This window comes from Streptomyces noursei ATCC 11455 (genome assembly GCF_001704275.1).
GTDB lineage: Bacteria > Actinomycetota > Actinomycetes > Streptomycetales > Streptomycetaceae > Streptomyces > Streptomyces noursei.
Genome location: NZ_CP011533.1, coordinates 8923549 through 8938136, shown reverse-complemented (window position 1 = coordinate 8938136; position 14588 = coordinate 8923549). Strand labels below are relative to the sequence as shown.

Here is a 14588-nt window from a genome sequence, read left to right as displayed (position 1 = left end):
CGGACGTCTTCGATCGTGACACGCCCCACTGACAACGCCGCCCCCGCCCAACACCGTGTCCCGCAGCCGGAGTTCCGGCCCGCGCCGGTCAACCGTCCGTGGCTGCCTCCCCGGCGTCCGGCTGGCCGGCCAGCAGACGCTCGACCAGGGCGGTGACCAGGTCCTGCCGCTGGTCCGCCGAGAAGAGGTCGGGCAGGGTCAGGCTCTCGAAGATCAGCCAGTTGAGGGCCAGGTACAACAGGACCACCATCGTCGCGTCGCCCGGCAGGCCGGAATTCAGGTGGTAGCCGATGTTCTGGTCCACGTCCGAGCGGATCCGACGGGTCAGGACCTCGCGCAGCTCGGGACGGCGGGTGGCCTCCAGGCGCAGCTCCAGCAGGGCCAGGAACCCAGTGGGGAACGCGGCCACCCGTTCCACGAGGTCGTGCATCAGCTCGGTGACCCGGGCCCGGTCGCGCGGCCCCGCCAGCCCGGCGGCGATGACCGCCTCGTCGGGCTCCAGTCGCTCGTAGACACGCTCACCGGCCTGGGTGAGCATCGCGTCGCGGTTGGCGAAGTAGTTGGAGGCCGTGCCCACCGGCACGCCCGCCTGGACGTCGAGCGCGCGGAACGTGAGGCCCCGCGCGCCCTCGCGGGCCAGCACCTCGATGGCGGCGTCGAGCAGCGCCGCCCTTCTCTCCGGATTGCGTCGCACCATGATTGACACCACTCCACTTGTAGTACTACGGTCCAGCCACTGCAACCAAAGTACTACACTCGAAGTTGCTGAAGCGGCCGAAGCGGCTCCCAAGGAATTGAGGTTCCCGATGCGCAAGCTCGTGTACTACGTCGCGGTCTCCATCGACGGCTTCATCGCGGGCCCCGGCGGGGAGTTCGACTTCTACCCGGAGGCGCCGGACATGGTGGAGCACCTGCGCGCCGAGTTCCCCGAGACCATGCCGACCCACATCCGCCCGCACATCGGGCTGGACGGCGTGCCCAACGAGCGCTTCGACACGGTGCTCATGGGACGGGGCACCTACCAGCCGGCCCTGGACGCCGAGGTGTCCAGCCCCTACGCACACCTGCGGCAGTACGTCGTCTCCCGCTCCCTCCCTGACATCGCCGATCCGGCCGTGGAACTGGTTTCCGAGGACCCGATCGGCCTGGTGCGCCGGCTCAAGGCCGAGGACGGCGACGGCGACATCTGGCTGTGCGGCGGTGGCGTGCTGGCCGGGCAGCTCCTGCCGGAGATCGACGAGCTGCTGTTCAAGCGGTACCCGGTGATCGCCGGCGACGGCGTCCCGGCCTTCGCCGGACAGTTCCGGCCCCGCCCGTTCGCCCCGGTGGAGACGCTCACCTTCAGCCACGGCGGCACCCTCACCACCTACCGTCCCACCGCCTGAGCACGTATGCGGCGCCGTCGAGGAGTCGACCGGTCAGGGAAAGCCCCGTGCGCTCCACGGAGGCGTCGGAACCGCCGCGGCACCTCGACGCGTTCGACGCTGTCGTGATCGGACCGGGCTCGATGCTCGGGGCCGGGATCCTCGGCGCGGCCTGCCGGTTGAGGGTTCGTGGTCGGCAGGACCGCATCCCGCGCCGCCACAGCCCTACCCCTCGGCTCCTATGCCGTACGGGCACGGCGCGAGGGACGGGCGGCGACGGGCGGGGCGACGGCAACTCTTCCCCGTCCCAAGGAGGTTGACCGTCAGGCAAGCTGCTTCCGCAGCACCGTGCACACCGTCTCGTAGCGGCGCACCGAACCGTCCGGCGCCAGTTCGTCCCAACCATCGGGTCGGCGGTCGTACGCGACATAGCCCAGTCGCTCGTACAGCGCCCGCGCCCGGGGATTGCTCTCCTCGACGGCGAGTTCGGCCCTCCCGAGCCCGCGCGACCTGATGCGCTGTTCGGCCGCCCCGATCAGGAAACTGCCGATCCCGCAGGACTGCAGTGCGGGGTGCACCGCCAGCTGCCACAGCGTGCCGGCGCCCTCCCGGACCGAGTAGTCCACTCCGCCGATGGCCACCGGCAGACCCGACGGCGGGCAGATCGCCAGGTAGTCCACCGCACCGAGCCGGGCGCGCGCCAACTGCGCCGCCACGGAGTCAAGATGCAGTGCGGACCCCGACCACGTGCAGGCCGCCAGATCGTCCGGCTCCAGGTCGCGCGCCGAGAGCGCCAGCACCACGCCGTCCATAGTCGTCACCTCCGGCCTGTCACTATCGAGGCGGTCCGGACCGGGCGGCAAACGGATTTCGCCCGCGGATCGGGGACGGAACGACGGAGACGACAGATGCCTGCCCCGTCGCGCCGTCCCGCCACCGGCGATGCCTGGGCGCCGGCCGTCAGGAGTCGGGCGCCGGACTGTTCTCGGTGGTACCGGTACGACGTCGGCGCACGGCCGCGGCGAGCAGCGCCCAGAGCGCGCGCAGGGGCCGGAGCGTCCGCAGCAGCCGGACGCGCAGAGGGCGGCCGGCCGGGGAGGAGGCGACGGGCGGCGCGGTCGCCCGCTCCGGTCTGGCCGGCGGGGGTGTGTGCTGGGCGGGCACGGGGGTGCCCGGATGCGGCGACGTGGGCGGGTTCGGTGGTGTGGGCGGTTCGTCCTGTGGGGCGGGGGACGTCGGGCTCGGCTCGGACCGGGGTGCGTTGCGGCTGGCCTCGGCGCGTACGAGCGCGGCGAGAGCGGCGAAGATGTCGGCGGGCATGCCGGAACTCCTGCGGTGCGGGTGATCGTGGACGCTGATGCGGCAGGCCGCGACGACCCCGGGTGCCCTCACAGGGAGGAGGGCGGGGCGTGGAGACGCGACCGGGCCCGCTCAGCAGCGCAGAACGGTCACCCGCGAGGGCAGGCCGGTGCCGGCGGCCGGGAGGACGGCCCAGGAGGCGGCGCGTCCGGGCGCGGTCAGGGGATCCTCGGCAGGGGATTCCCGCAGGGCCTTGCCGTTCGGCCCGGTCGGGACATGCGGGCGCAGATGGCAGGCGGTCGCGTGGCACAGCCGCCGGAAGCCATTGCCCGGATGGTGGTGCACGCCGTCCCCCGACGTCGTCAGCACATGTTCCGTGGTGTCACAGAGCCGGTCCACGGAACTGCTGCGGGCGGGGGCGCCACTGGTGTCGGCGAGTGCGTCGGCGCGGGCGGCGCACCGGCCGGCCCGGGGTGCCTGCGCATCGGAGTAGCCCGTGGTCAACGCCGTGAACAACAAGGCCAACAACGCCAGGCAGAACAGCATGCGTCGGCCGCCGGTCGCCGCGGAGCGGCCGGTGCCGACGGTCTTACGCATGCGGGTCTCCCAACGCTCTTCCAGGAGAAAATTCCCTGGGAGAGACCGGGACATTCGGGAGACACGGGAAAGAGTCGGTTATTCCACTCGTTCCGGCTATGGGTCGTATGTGTGACCCACTTCAGGCGCGTGACCCACCTCAGGCGCGTGACCCACCTCAGGTGAGGGCACGTCACCGGCCGCACCGGCTGGACGACCCGAGCCGGCCGGTGCGGAACGGTCTTCGTCAGTCGGTCTCGCGGGCGCGCGCGTAGTAGTGGGAGAACCGCTCCAGCGGTTCGCCCTCCGCGTTCCACGGCCAGGGCGCCGCCATACCGCCGGTGGCGCGCAGTACGTTCGCGGCCTCACCGGGGCGGGTGGCCTTGATCAGTGCGTAGGCCAGCAGGTTCAGGTCGGCGAGCGCCTGCGCATGGCGGAGGAAGCCCTGGCCCGGCCAGTAGTGCGCGGCATGGTCGAGCACCGTGACGGCGTCGTGCCGGCGCCAGAACTCGCCCGCACCGAGGGCCACCATCCCGCCGGGGCCGATGTCCCGCTGGTGGCTGCGGACGAGGGCGGCGAGTTCCAGGCCCACCGCGGGGGCGTTCGGGGGCATCGCGGAGCGGACGCTGTCGAGCAGTTCCAACACCTGGCCGCTGGAGCCGCACTCGTCCGGCGAGAGGTAGCCCAGTGCCTGGAGGTGGGCCTCACGGTTCCACGGGTCGCGGGCCTTGATCTCGCGCCAGATCCCCGACAGTTCGGAGGACGGGCGCCGCTGCAGGCGGAGCGTGGCCAGGTGCAGGGTCCAGGGCGTCGGGTCGGCGGGCACCAGCTCGGCCGCCAGGCGGCAGGTCGCCAGGGTGGCGTCGAGGTCTATGGACGAACCCTGCTGCCCGGCCTGCAACACGTCCGACCAGGCGTGCAGCAACAAGGCATCCGGATTGCGGGGGTTGTGCTCCCGCCAGATGCTGGGCAGCGCCCGCCCCGCGGATCCGGCGAGCACACGCAGGCGGTGTGCCTTGCGGTCCCAGTCGTCACCTACCTCGCCGAGCACATCCTTCAACAGGGCCATGACAGCCGTATCGAGCGAACCGCGGTCCCAGCAGGTCTCGACGCGGCGCCGGACCTGGCCCAGGGCGGCATCGTCGAGTTCGGGGAGCATGCGGGGACGGCTGCCTTTGCGGCGTCTGAAGACGGGCATTCCGCGATGGCCTTCCGGATGAGGTGCGGACGGGACGGAGTTCCGGCATCGTACGGGCGACGGCCGGGCGCGCAATCCGCCGCCCGAACTCCGAGACGCACCCGATACCCAGACGCATCCAATCCGATTCCAGAACATCCTCGTCCAGAACCTTCACCCACTGAGCACATACTTTCAACCGGTTCGCAAAAGGCCGGTCATGGATTGCCCTCTTCTGTGCATGTTGCGGCAGCTGCGCTCAGCCGGGAACGACCACCGGTTCCTCCTCCGGGGACAGTCGGGCGTACCGCACCGATCCGGTCAGCGGCACCCCGCCCACCACGGGCGACCACGCCGGATCCGCGCCGAGCGCCACCAGCACCCGGGTGCCGTCGGGAAAGTCGGCGGTGACCGTCGTCCCGTCGACGGCGCATCCTACGGCCGGCGGTGCGGGGTCCGCGCCCCGCCCGGTGAGGCCGACCAGGGCGACGTGCACGGTCCGGCTCGTGGTGCGCCGGCCGGTGGCGTGGGGAACGGCCGTGTGGCGGCCGAAGGCACTGGTGCCCTCCGCGGTCGCCACGGCGACCTCGGTGTGACCGGCGAGGGAGACGAATGTGCTGGTCAGGCCGCCGTCGGTGGCTGCCTCGGCGCGCCGGCCGACGGTCCTGACGTGCGGCGGCCGCTCCCCCGCGATCTGCCAGCCGCTGTCGTGCAGCGGCAGGTACGCGGGCGCGTCGACCAGATGGGCCCGCAGTTCGTACGCTCCCCAGATGACGCTCGCGGTCTCGATCCGGGCCTCCTCGGCCGCCGCGCCGTCGGGCCAGGCAGGTTGGGGCCGGGCCGACGGATGCCAGGCAGGCCGGTGCCAGGCGGGTTGGTGCCAGGACGCGGCGTAGCGGTCGTGGAGGCGCAGGCGGTGGATGCGGGTGCGACGCGACAGCCCGAACGCGGGGTGGCACAGCGCGACGTGGTTGTCGGCCAGCAGGCGACCGGGAGGGTCGTCCGGGACCAGGCACGGTCCGGTCGCCGTGGAGTAGGCGAACCGCGAGTAGTGCGGATCCCCGGCCGTACGCACCGCCGAGTAGTGCCCGCCCGCGCGGCCGCCAGGTCCCGGTTCGCCGCTGCCGTGGTCGCCCGTCGCGTAGTTGTCGCTGCCGTGGTTGACGAGCCGGACGATGCCGTCCGCGCGGGTCGCGGAGAGCACGAAACCGGGGACAGGCAGGGCCGCGACCCGGTCGCCCCGTTCGACGGGGAGCGGCTCCTCCGGCCGCGTCCAGCAGGGGTGGTCGGCCGGCAACAGCAGGCCGAGGAAGGCTTTGGAAAGCCAGTACGGGGACGCCGGGCCGGAATAGCTCTGCGCCAGCGGCGGATACGGCCCGTACCAGCCGAGGGTGGCGATCCCGTGCCGGTCGCGGAATCCGCGGTCGGTGAAGTGCCGCAGCGCCCCGCTGGCCAGCCGCCGGGTCTGGCCCGGGCCGAGCGGAGTCGCGTCGACCAGCGCGCCCAGCCACGGGGCGGTGACCGCCGCGAACCGGTAGATCAGCGAACGGCCCTGGTGCACGGGCGCGCCGTCCGCCCCGAAGAACAGCGCATAGTCCGTCAGGAACCGCCGCAGCCGCGCCCTGAACACCACCAGGCGGTCCCGACCCGCCCGGCCCGCGCCGTCCGTCCGGCCCACGCCGCCCGCTGGATCGATCCCGTCCGCTTCGCCGGCCACGCGCCCGCCGGCCATCAGGGCCCACAGGACAGGGTAGGTGTGCAGGGCCCAGCCGTTGTAGTGGTCGAAGTTGTCCGCGGTGCGGGCGTCGCCGCCGTCGCGGTACCAGCCGTCGCCCACGTAGAAGTCCTCGGTGCGTGCCAGGTCGGCGTCCATCTCGACGCGGTCGTGGGCACCGCCGACGCCGGCCAGGAACTCGCCGACGATCACCCGGAACATGTGCCAGTTGTTGTCGGGGATCCGCAGTCCCCAGGCACCCTGCAACCACTCCACGACCCGTTCCTGCACCGCGCCCGGCAAGTGGTCCCACAACCACGGCCGCGTCAGGTGCAGACCGAGCGCCAGGGAGCACGCCTCGACGAGCGTCTGCCGGCATTCCTGGCCGAGGACCGGCCATGCCTCGGGGTGCCCCGGGTCGGTGCCGGCGCCGATACCCTCGGCGTAGGACTGGAGCAGCCCGGCGGGCGCGTGCCCGTCGCAGCCCGCGGTTCGGAAGGCCAGCAGCAGGAACGTGCGGGCGAAGCCTTCGAGTTGGTCGGAGTCGGCGCCCGAGGACGAGGGCCTGCCGGGCAGCACGATGCGCGCACCGGAAGGGGAGGCGAACCGATGCACGTCCGCCAGCAGATGGTCGGCGAGGGCCAGCCAGTGGTCGCGGCCGTACCCCGTGAAGGGCGACAGCGTGCGGTCCTCGGGCGGCAGCGGCGGTCCCGTCCGGCTCGTGCGCGACATGCGGCTCCTTGGGATGGTGAGCTCGGGTGTGCCCCGCGCCAGCATGACCGGCGCCCGGCGACGGTCACAAGCATGCGAAACGGACGGGGCGCAGGGCGCCTTCAGCCGCCTCCCTCTCGCCCCCCCCGATGCCCACCGCCTACTGCCCGATGCCCACTGCCCACTGCCATCGACGGAAAGGCTGATGACGTTGTCCCGCACCCGGCAAGAGCAGAGCGACCAGCAGGAACCACGGCCACAGGAAACGTCGGTGACACCGAAGCAGCGGGAGCTGCGGCTCGCCGTCGTGGGCCTCGGCATGCGGGGAACGCTCGGCCGGCACATCGCCGAAGGGCGCCTGCCGGCGAAGGTGGTGGCGGTCTGCGACCCGGTCGCGGCCCGTCGGGAACGCGGCCGGGAGCTGTATCCGGAAGCCGTCGGGTACGCCGACCACCACCGGTTGCTCGCCGCCGGACCGGACGGGGTGATCCTGACGACGCCGGACGACACCCATGAGGAGTTGGCCGTCGCCTTCCTGGAGGCCGGCGTCGCGGTCTTCGTCGACAAGCCGCTGGCCATCACCACCGCGGGGTGCGACCGCGTACTGGACGCGGCGCGGCGCACCGGCACCAGGCTCTACGTCGGTCACAACATGCGGCACATGCCGGTCATCCGGACCATGCGCGACCTGGTCGTCGAGGGCGTCATCGGCGAGGTCAAGGCCGTCTGGTGCCGTCACTTCGTCGGCCACGGCGGCGACTTCTACTTCAAGGACTGGCACGCGGACCGGCGCCGCACCACTGGTCTGCTGCTGCAGAAGGGCGCGCACGACATCGACGTGATCCACTGGCTGGCCGGCGGTTACACCGTGCGGACCCAGGCGATGGGCGGGCTGACCGTCTACGGCGACATCACGGCACGGGGCGGGCAGGGCGAGCGGACGTTGACCGAGTGGTTCGCCCCCGAGACGAACTGGCCGCCGTCCTCCCTGACCGGCCTGAACGACGTGGTCGACGTCGAGGACCTCTCGATGATGACCATGCGGCTGGACAACGGCGTGTTCGCCACGTATCAGCAGTGCCATTACACGCCGGACTACTGGCGCAACTACACCGTCATCGGCACCCACGGCCGGCTGGAGAACTTCGGTGACACCGAGGGTGCCGTGGTGAAGGTGTGGAACATCCGGCGCAGCGGCTACCGCACGGACGCCGATCTGGTGGTCGAGGTGCCCTCGGACGACGGCGGGCACGGTGGGGCCGATCCGCGGCTGGTGGCCGAGTTCGTGGATTTCGTGCGCGCGGGCGGTCCCACGCTCACCTCGCCGGTGGCGGCGCGGCAGGCGGTGGCCGCCGGCTGCGCCGCCACCGCCTCACTGCGCGCCGACGGCGTTCCCGTCGATGTCCCGGCGCTGCCGAGGGAGTTGGCCGACCACTTCGCCGGTGCGGACGACGCGGAGACCTAGGAATTCTGAAGTCGGCGGCCGGCGCGGCCGCTTTCGCGTTGCCCGCCCATCGTGGCCATTGGCACGAGGTGGACACCACGCGTTCGCTGATTCAGGTAGCAATGATCCGGGTGACTACGGGGATTCCGGTGCCGGAATTCTCCTCCCCGGACGACGACGGCTGCCGCGATGTCCCGTGATCCGGTCCGGAATTCCCCTGTCGACCACCGAGCGGAACGCACACGAAAAGCACACGACAAGGAGTGGTGGAAAGATGGTCACGGGGAAGAGGGCCGCCCTTGCGCTGGGGGCGGCGCTGGGCATGTTGCTGGCCGTGCCCCTCTCGGCGCAGGGGGCCGGCCGCCCGAGCGCGCTGCCGAGCGAGCGCGAGTGGCTGGGCGACGTCGCGCCGGTCGCCGCGTCCCTCCAGGACTACCTCAAGGGCCGCCTGGCCCAGGGCACGCCCGGCCAGAAGCCCGCGGTCGTCCTGGACATCGACAACACGTCCCTGGCGACGCACTACGACAGGGGCAAGCCGATCGAGGCGATCCTCAAGGCCACCGTCTACGCGCACGAGCACGGCGCTGCGGTGCTGTTCGCGTCCTATCGCGGCGCCGACGAGCAGGGCTCCACGACCGAGGAGCTCAGGTCGGCCGGGTACACCGTCGACGGCCTCTGCCTCAAGCCGCACGGCGACAGTCCCGGCAAGGCCGAGGTGAAGCTCGGCTGCCGGAAGAAGTACGAGGCGCAGGGCTACACGCTCGTCGCCGATGTCGGTAATCGCAGCACCGACTTCGAGGGCGGACACTACGAGAAGGGGTTCAAGCTTCCTGACTATGACGGACAGTTGAGTTGATTCCGGAATTCCGGAGATGCCCGTTCTTTGGCGCGGCATGAGTGATGAGTGTGGGCCCATCGGTATCGGTGGGCCCACACTCATCACTCCTGCCGGGAATCCGATGCCCCGCATGGGCGGGATCAGCGGAATGCACCGGTCGAACGGCATCCACCGGGTGTTCACCGTACGGCGGGACCGCGTTTCACCGGCCCGCGCGGTCGGTGTCGAAGGGCTGTCGCAAGCGGGGTCGCCGGGGCAGCCTGTGGTAGACAACGACGCCCCACATGACCCTCGCGCCTCGCAACCCCACGTCCGCGAGCGCGCGGGCTTCCCCCTCAGCCCCCCACCCGCCCGGAGCCCCCCATGAGCGACGACGACCGGCCGGCCCACCTCATCCGTCTCGGCCTGTCGGCAACCGAGGCCACCACCTATCTGGCCATGTTGGACACCGGCCCCACCACCGTCGCCGCACTGGCCCGGCGGCTTGGCCGGCCGCCAGCCGACGCGGAACACACCCTCGCCCGGCTCATCCACCTGGGCCTGGCCACCAGCCACGGTCCCGATCGCTCCGGCATCGCACCGATCGAACCCTCCATCGGCCTCGGGCGCCTGGCCAGCGCCCGTACCGAGGAGCTGCAACAGGCCCATCTGGTGGCCATGGACGCCTACCGCACCTACCGGCGCCAGGTGCACCCGCAGGCCACCGACGACCTCGTCGAAGTGGTCACCGGGCCACAGATCGTGGAGCGCATCCTCCAGGTCGAGGACGCCGCGACCTCCGAGGTGCTGCGCTTCGACGCCCCGCCGTGGCACACCGGTGGCACGCCCAATCCGACCGAGATCCGCAACCTGGAGCGCGGTGTCTCCTATCGCATCGTGTACTCCAAGTCCGCGGTGGAGAACAGCGATTACTACGCCTGCAACATCCGACCGTGCATCGCGGCGGGCGAGCAGGCCCGGGTGCTCCAGTCCCTGCCGGTGAAGCTGGGCGTCTTCGATCAGCGGCTGGCCATCGTCTCGCTGGCGTTCGGCGACACCGACGTGAACGACTCGATGCTGCTGGTCCGCCCGTCCAGCCTGCTGCGGGCACTCACCGGACTGTTCGAGACCTCCTGGCGGTCCGCCTATCCGCTGCACTTCGGCGAGCGGGTGCCGCCCGCGCTGCGCCCGATCCAGCGCCGGATCCTGGAACTGCTCGGCAGCGGCGTCACCGACGAGACCATCGCCGAACTCCTCGGCATCAGCCGCCGCACCCTCTCCCGCCAGCTGGAACAGCTCAACCGGGCCGCCGACGCCACCAGCCGCTTCCAACTCGCCCTGTACGCCGCGCGAAAGGGGTGGGTCTGATGCGCGTCGAGGGGGCGATGCGGAGTGCCGGCCGTGTGCATGGCCGGCACCGCACGCCCCGAAGGAGCCGCCCGCCGAACGGCGTCGACTTCCTCCGGGCCCCTCCGCTACGTGTCGGCCTCGACGACCTGGACGGCGCGGGACGGGCAGAGCATGCCGGCCTCGCGGACCGCCGGCCGGTCGTCGCCTGCGGGGTCGGACCGCAGCACCGTGACGACCCCGTCGTCGTCCTGGTCGAACACCCCCGGTGCGGTCAGGGCGCACAGCCCGGCGCCGACGCAGAGCGTGCGATCGGCGCTCACTCGCATGGTCATCCCTCTCCCCCTTTCCGCTCCGTCACCAGGTGACCGGGAGCTCGTTGACGCCCTGGATCGTGGTGCCCGGTCGCAGCTTCAACTGCTCGACCGGAACGGCCAGTTTGAGCGTCGGGACGCGGTCCATCAGCGCGTTGAGGATGACCTCCAGCTCCAGGCGGGCGAGGTTCTGCCCCAGGCACTGGTGCACACCGAAGCCGAAGGACAGATGGTGGCGCGCGGAGCGGCGGACGTCGAAGGAGTCGGGGTCCTCGTACACCGAACCGTCGCGGTTGGCTATGGAGTTGACGACGATGACGCCCTCGCCGGCCCGGATGAGCTGGCCCTCGATCTCGATGTCGGCCAGGGCGATGCGCCCGCCGGCGATGTCCGCGATGGCCAGGTAGCGGAGCAGTTCCTCCACCGCACCGGGTATGAGGCTGCGGTCCTCGCGCAGCGCCGCGTACTGCTCGGGGTGTTCCAGCAGGGTGATCGCGCTGAGGGAGGTCATCGACGCGGTCGTCTCGTGACCGGCGATGAGCAGCAGCATCGCCGTCGAGGCCAGTTCCTCACGGTCGATCTCGCCCTTGGCGAGCTGCTCGGTGACCAGGGTGCTCACGAGCCCCGGCCGGGGCTCGGCCTGACAGGCGGTGATGAGTGCGTCCATGTAGCGCACGAGGTCCTGGCGCGCGGCGGAGGCGCTCGCCACGTCCGTGGCCTGCACCAGACGCTTGCTCGCGTCCTGGAAGAAGTCGTGGTCGGCGTAGGGCACGCCGAGCAGTCGGCAGATCACCATGGACGGCACCGGCAGCGAGAACTGACTGACCAGGTCGGCGGGCGGGCCCGAGGCGAGCATCTCGTCGAGGAAGCCGTGCACGATCTCCTCGACCTCCGGGCGCATGCCCTTGATCCGCTTGACGGTGAACTCGCTGATCGTCATCCGCCGCTTGGGGCCGTGCTCGGGCGGGTCCATGCCGATGAACGCCGGCCGGCCTTCCCGGACCACCTCGAAGCGCGGTGACGTGGCGGGGAAGTTGGCATCCGTGCGCCTGGAGGACAGGCGCGGATCGGCGAGCAGTTTGCGGGCCGCCTCGTGCTTGGTCACCACCCATACCTGGCGGCCGTCGTAGAGGGTCACCCGGTGCAGGGGCCCGGGGGTGTCCCGCAACTTGGCGTAGCCCTCCGGTAACCGGTAGGGGCAGGTCCGGTCGCTGGGGAAGGCGGGCGCATCCGTGGCCTGGGGCGTCGTGGCGATATCGGTCATCGGTCCACTCCGAATCGATTTCTCACGCTTTAAAGAACGCTGTGTTCTCTAATTGGGGAGAATAGACTGACCCCATAGAGAACGCAACGGCCTCTACGAGACAACTCCAGGAGTCACGCTGTCCCCCAACGCCGACCCCGCCACCGCACCCGCCGCCGACCACCGCAAAGGCCCCCGGCGCCGCGGCGCGGAGCTGGAGAACGCCATCCTGATGGCGGCCCTGGAGGAGCTCAGCGAGTCCGGCTACGCCGCGCTGACGATGGAACGGGTGGCCAACCGGGCCCGCACCGGCAAGGCCGCCCTCTACCGACGCTGGCCCGGCCGCGCCGAACTGGTCATGGATGCCTGCAGGTTGGCCGGCCTCGCCTCGATCGAACCGCCCGACACCGGCGCCCTGCGCTCGGACGTGATCGACCTGATGCGGCAGATCGCCGCCAAGGTGGCCAGCCCGCTCGGCGGCATCCTGCGCGGCCTGTTGGCCGAGATGACCCGCGATCCCGACTTCGCCAAGCTGGTCCGGGAGAGCGTCCACACCGTCGGCCCGGCGGCCCTTCGCGGCATCCTGGAGCGGGCCGCCGAACGCGGCGAGATCGAACCCCGGATCCTCACGTCCCGGCGCGCCACGGTCGCCACCGACCTGCTGCGCAACGAGTTCCTGCTCTTCGGCGCGCCCGTGGCGGACGACGTCATCACCGAGATCGTCGACGACGTCTACCTACCGCTGATCCTGCACCCGGCCCCGAAGCGCACGGACGGAACTTAGTACTGCAACGGTGTTTGTGCTGATGGTTGGGCAGTTCTATGGGCTGTGCCCTCGTCGTTTGTAGTGGCTGGTGCGGGCTTGGTGTTGGCGTTTGCGGCGCCAGTGGGACCAGTGCAGGACGTGGCTGATGGGTGGGGGTTGGCGGTGGGTGAGGCGGGTGATCAGGCGTCGGATTTCGACGAGGCTCAGGTGGATGAGTGGGGAGGATCCGTTTCTGCTTTCCCGGTGTCGAGTTCATGGGCCCGCAGGACGGTCAGGCAAGCATGGACCGCCATGGCTAGGGTCATGTGGCGGTGCCAGCCGGGATAGCGGCGGACCTGGTACTCGTCCAGACCGCACTCGCCCTTGGCGGTCTGGAAGCACTCCTCGACCGCCCACCGGCTGCCGGCGACCTGGATCAGTGCGTCCAGGGTCGTTTCGGCGGGGCAGTAGGCGATGTAGTAGGAGATCTCCTGCGGGCGGCTCACGCTGCGGCGGGCAAGGACCCAGTGTCGCCGGTCTGGACGGTGCCAGGGCCGCACCTCGATGCGTGCCCAGTCGAACACCCGCGGGCCGTGGGCGCCTTTCCCACAAGACCGGCGCTTCCACTTCTGCCGCGGCAGGCCGTTGAACAGGTCGTGGACGGGGTGATCGAGAGCCCAGCGGGTGACGACGGTGTCGTGGCGAGTGGTGGCCATCACGCCCGGGGGAGCGAACGTTACGGCCCGAACGGCATGTTGTCGGTGGTCGGGGCACGTTCACAGTGTGGTGGTGAACTTCCCGTCGGCCAGCTTGCGCAGCCAGCCCCGCTCGGCCAGCAGGTTCAGCTTCGAACGCATCGCCTCCGAGCGGGCCGGCTCCGTGGACATCCCCAGCTCGTCGCAGACCTGCTTGACCATGACAGGCGCATCCGTCCGCCGCACCACGTCCGTGATCCGCTGGTAGTGCTCAGGCAGGGCCGCCCCGTCCGCGCCGCGCTCACGTTGCGGCACCAGCAGCACCGCACGGCCCGCGACCTGCCCTGCAGCCTGCGCCGGCGTCGCTTCCCGTTCCGTCTCGGCGTGCAGCTGTTCGACCAGCCGACGCGCGACCCGCTCGGCGACGGCAAGCTCCTCCAGCTCGTCGCGCACCTCTTGAAGCTGCTGGCTCAACTTCTCTGCCTGCGACTCCAGTTCGACCCGGCGAGCAGTGATCAGCTCACGAAGGTCTGCTTCCGTGTCTATGGCCACCTGTTCCACCTCCCGCCCCGATCGTAGGGAGCGACGCCACTCGTACGCCGGGGCCCCGGAAATCCGTGATCGCTAATGTGTCAGACGATCTCGAGCACAGACAGCCGCCCACGACCAGCACGAGCACCAGACCGACTGAACCGCCAGCAGCCCTCGCCTGCTCGCCCCACGGCGTCCAGGAGGTGTTTTCCCACTGACAGCCACGTGGTTGAACGTCCGCACATGCGCCGCGCACGGAGGCCGATGGCCACCACCCGTGCCGACCGTGTCCTGGAGCTTCGTTTCTTCACCCCCGTGCCAGTCATGCCCCTCGTCGAGATCGTCAATGCCCTCCACACCGGCAGCGCCGCCGTGACCGGCGTCGAGGGGTTCGTCACCAGTTCCCTCGGCAAATCAGCGATGCACTCCCGCGACCGCGCCGGTTTCGTCGTGAATGCCCTGCTCGTGCTGTACCTTCTCGCCGGTATCCGTATGGGCGAATCCGGCTTCGCGAGGGGCACCGACATCGACACCGTCGCCGCGATTGCCCATTCGCTATGCGAGAAGTTCAAGGGACCCGCTTTACGGGTGGACGCCTCGCGGTACTGCTG

14 protein-coding genes and 2 pseudogenes are annotated in these 14588 nt (G+C 70.8%); 6 read left to right on the top strand and 10 right to left on the bottom strand.

What is annotated here, in order from left to right:
- Window positions 1-88 precede the first annotated feature (88 nt).
- Window positions 89-697, bottom strand: coding sequence for a TetR/AcrR family transcriptional regulator (locus SNOUR_RS38370; protein ID WP_067356466.1), 609 nt, complete (start codon window positions 695-697; stop codon window positions 89-91).
- Between the two features lie 109 nt (window positions 698-806).
- On the opposite strand from SNOUR_RS38370, the gene SNOUR_RS38365 reads away from it, so the two are divergent.
- Complete coding sequence (locus SNOUR_RS38365; RefSeq protein WP_067356462.1) at window positions 807-1385, top strand: dihydrofolate reductase family protein; 579 nt, start codon at window positions 807-809, stop codon at window positions 1383-1385.
- A gap of 302 nt (window positions 1386-1687) precedes the next feature.
- Here SNOUR_RS38365 and SNOUR_RS38360 read toward each other — a convergent pair whose 3' ends face one another.
- The 5 genes from SNOUR_RS38360 to SNOUR_RS38340 all read right to left on the bottom strand — a co-directional run bounded on the left by SNOUR_RS38360 (window position 1688) and on the right by SNOUR_RS38340 (window position 6862).
- Complete coding sequence (locus SNOUR_RS38360) at window positions 1688-2176, bottom strand: GNAT family N-acetyltransferase (RefSeq protein ID WP_067356460.1); 489 nt, start codon at window positions 2174-2176, stop codon at window positions 1688-1690.
- 148 nt (window positions 2177-2324) lie between these two features.
- Window positions 2325-2684 (bottom strand): hypothetical protein, encoded by a 360-nt coding sequence (locus SNOUR_RS38355; protein WP_067356457.1) that lies wholly within the window; start codon window positions 2682-2684, stop codon window positions 2325-2327.
- A gap of 111 nt (window positions 2685-2795) precedes the next feature.
- Complete coding sequence (locus SNOUR_RS38350) at window positions 2796-3260, bottom strand: hypothetical protein (RefSeq protein ID WP_067356456.1); 465 nt, start codon at window positions 3258-3260, stop codon at window positions 2796-2798.
- A gap of 226 nt (window positions 3261-3486) precedes the next feature.
- Window positions 3487-4398 (bottom strand): hypothetical protein, encoded by a 912-nt coding sequence (locus SNOUR_RS38345; protein ID WP_312635252.1) that lies wholly within the window; start codon window positions 4396-4398, stop codon window positions 3487-3489.
- A 277-nt stretch (window positions 4399-4675) separates the two neighbouring features.
- On the bottom strand, window positions 4676-6862 hold the full coding sequence (locus SNOUR_RS38340; protein WP_067356451.1) for a DUF2264 domain-containing protein: 2187 nt from the start codon (window positions 6860-6862) through the stop codon (window positions 4676-4678).
- Between the two features lie 250 nt (window positions 6863-7112).
- On the opposite strand from SNOUR_RS38340, the gene SNOUR_RS38335 reads away from it, so the two are divergent.
- The 3 genes from SNOUR_RS38335 (at window position 7113) to SNOUR_RS38325 (ending at window position 10470) form a co-directional block, all read left to right on the top strand.
- On the top strand, window positions 7113-8306 hold the full coding sequence (locus SNOUR_RS38335) for a Gfo/Idh/MocA family protein (protein ID WP_312635249.1): 1194 nt from the start codon (window positions 7113-7115) through the stop codon (window positions 8304-8306).
- 253 nt (window positions 8307-8559) lie between these two features.
- On the top strand, window positions 8560-9141 hold the full coding sequence (locus SNOUR_RS38330) for an HAD family acid phosphatase (protein WP_067356448.1): 582 nt from the start codon (window positions 8560-8562) through the stop codon (window positions 9139-9141).
- Between the two features lie 345 nt (window positions 9142-9486).
- Entirely contained in the window at window positions 9487-10470 is a 984-nt protein-coding gene (locus SNOUR_RS38325) for a helix-turn-helix domain-containing protein (RefSeq protein ID WP_067356445.1), read from the top strand.
- 107 nt (window positions 10471-10577) lie between these two features.
- Here the strand turns inward: SNOUR_RS38325 and SNOUR_RS38320 are convergent, their stop codons facing one another.
- Both SNOUR_RS38320 and SNOUR_RS38315 read right to left on the bottom strand, forming a co-directional pair.
- A complete protein-coding gene (locus tag SNOUR_RS38320; RefSeq protein ID WP_067359140.1) occupies window positions 10578-10778 on the bottom strand; it encodes a ferredoxin in 201 nt (66 codons plus the stop codon).
- A gap of 28 nt (window positions 10779-10806) precedes the next feature.
- On the bottom strand, window positions 10807-12027 hold the full coding sequence (locus SNOUR_RS38315) for a cytochrome P450 (protein WP_067356444.1): 1221 nt from the start codon (window positions 12025-12027) through the stop codon (window positions 10807-10809).
- Window positions 12028-12238: 211 nt separating this feature from the next.
- On the opposite strand from SNOUR_RS38315, the gene SNOUR_RS38310 reads away from it, so the two are divergent.
- Window positions 12239-12790 carry a TetR/AcrR family transcriptional regulator gene (locus SNOUR_RS38310; RefSeq protein WP_079143160.1) on the top strand — a complete coding sequence of 184 codons (552 nt, stop codon included), beginning with the start codon at window positions 12239-12241 and terminating at the stop codon, window positions 12788-12790.
- 185 nt (window positions 12791-12975) lie between these two features.
- Here SNOUR_RS38310 and SNOUR_RS38305 read toward each other — a convergent pair.
- Together SNOUR_RS38305 and SNOUR_RS38300 are read right to left on the bottom strand one after the other, a co-directional pair.
- Window positions 12976-13470: pseudogene (locus SNOUR_RS38305) on the bottom strand (IS701 family transposase); the annotation flags it as partial.
- Window positions 13471-13527: 57 nt separating this feature from the next.
- Window positions 13528-13998, bottom strand: coding sequence for a hypothetical protein (locus SNOUR_RS38300; protein WP_079143159.1), 471 nt, complete (start codon window positions 13996-13998; stop codon window positions 13528-13530).
- A gap of 234 nt (window positions 13999-14232) precedes the next feature.
- Between SNOUR_RS38300 and SNOUR_RS48750 the strand changes: the two are divergent.
- Window positions 14233-14556 (top strand): annotated as a pseudogene (locus tag SNOUR_RS48750) (3-hydroxyacyl-CoA dehydrogenase NAD-binding domain-containing protein); the annotation flags it as partial.
- Window positions 14557-14588 lie beyond the last annotated feature (32 nt).

Coding starts and splice junctions, on each gene's coding strand:
- SNOUR_RS38370 (WP_067356466.1), bottom strand. CDS start 697: ATGGTGCGACGCAATCCGGAGAGAAGGGCGGCGCTGCTCGACGCCGCC.
- SNOUR_RS38365 (WP_067356462.1), top strand. CDS start 807: ATGCGCAAGCTCGTGTACTACGTCGCGGTCTCCATCGACGGCTTCATC.
- SNOUR_RS38360 (WP_067356460.1), bottom strand. CDS start 2,176: ATGGACGGCGTGGTGCTGGCGCTCTCGGCGCGCGACCTGGAGCCGGAC.
- SNOUR_RS38355 (WP_067356457.1), bottom strand. CDS start 2,684: ATGCCCGCCGACATCTTCGCCGCTCTCGCCGCGCTCGTACGCGCCGAG.
- SNOUR_RS38350 (WP_067356456.1), bottom strand. CDS start 3,260: ATGCGTAAGACCGTCGGCACCGGCCGCTCCGCGGCGACCGGCGGCCGA.
- SNOUR_RS38345 (WP_312635252.1), bottom strand. CDS start 4,398: ATGCTCCCCGAACTCGACGATGCCGCCCTGGGCCAGGTCCGGCGCCGC.
- SNOUR_RS38340 (WP_067356451.1), bottom strand. CDS start 6,862: ATGTCGCGCACGAGCCGGACGGGACCGCCGCTGCCGCCCGAGGACCGC.
- SNOUR_RS38330 (WP_067356448.1), top strand. CDS start 8,560: ATGGTCACGGGGAAGAGGGCCGCCCTTGCGCTGGGGGCGGCGCTGGGC.
- SNOUR_RS38325 (WP_067356445.1), top strand. CDS start 9,487: ATGAGCGACGACGACCGGCCGGCCCACCTCATCCGTCTCGGCCTGTCG.
- SNOUR_RS38320 (WP_067359140.1), bottom strand. CDS start 10,778: ATGCGAGTGAGCGCCGATCGCACGCTCTGCGTCGGCGCCGGGCTGTGC.
- SNOUR_RS38315 (WP_067356444.1), bottom strand. CDS start 12,027: ATGACCGATATCGCCACGACGCCCCAGGCCACGGATGCGCCCGCCTTC.
- SNOUR_RS38310 (WP_079143160.1), top strand. CDS start 12,239: ATGGCGGCCCTGGAGGAGCTCAGCGAGTCCGGCTACGCCGCGCTGACG.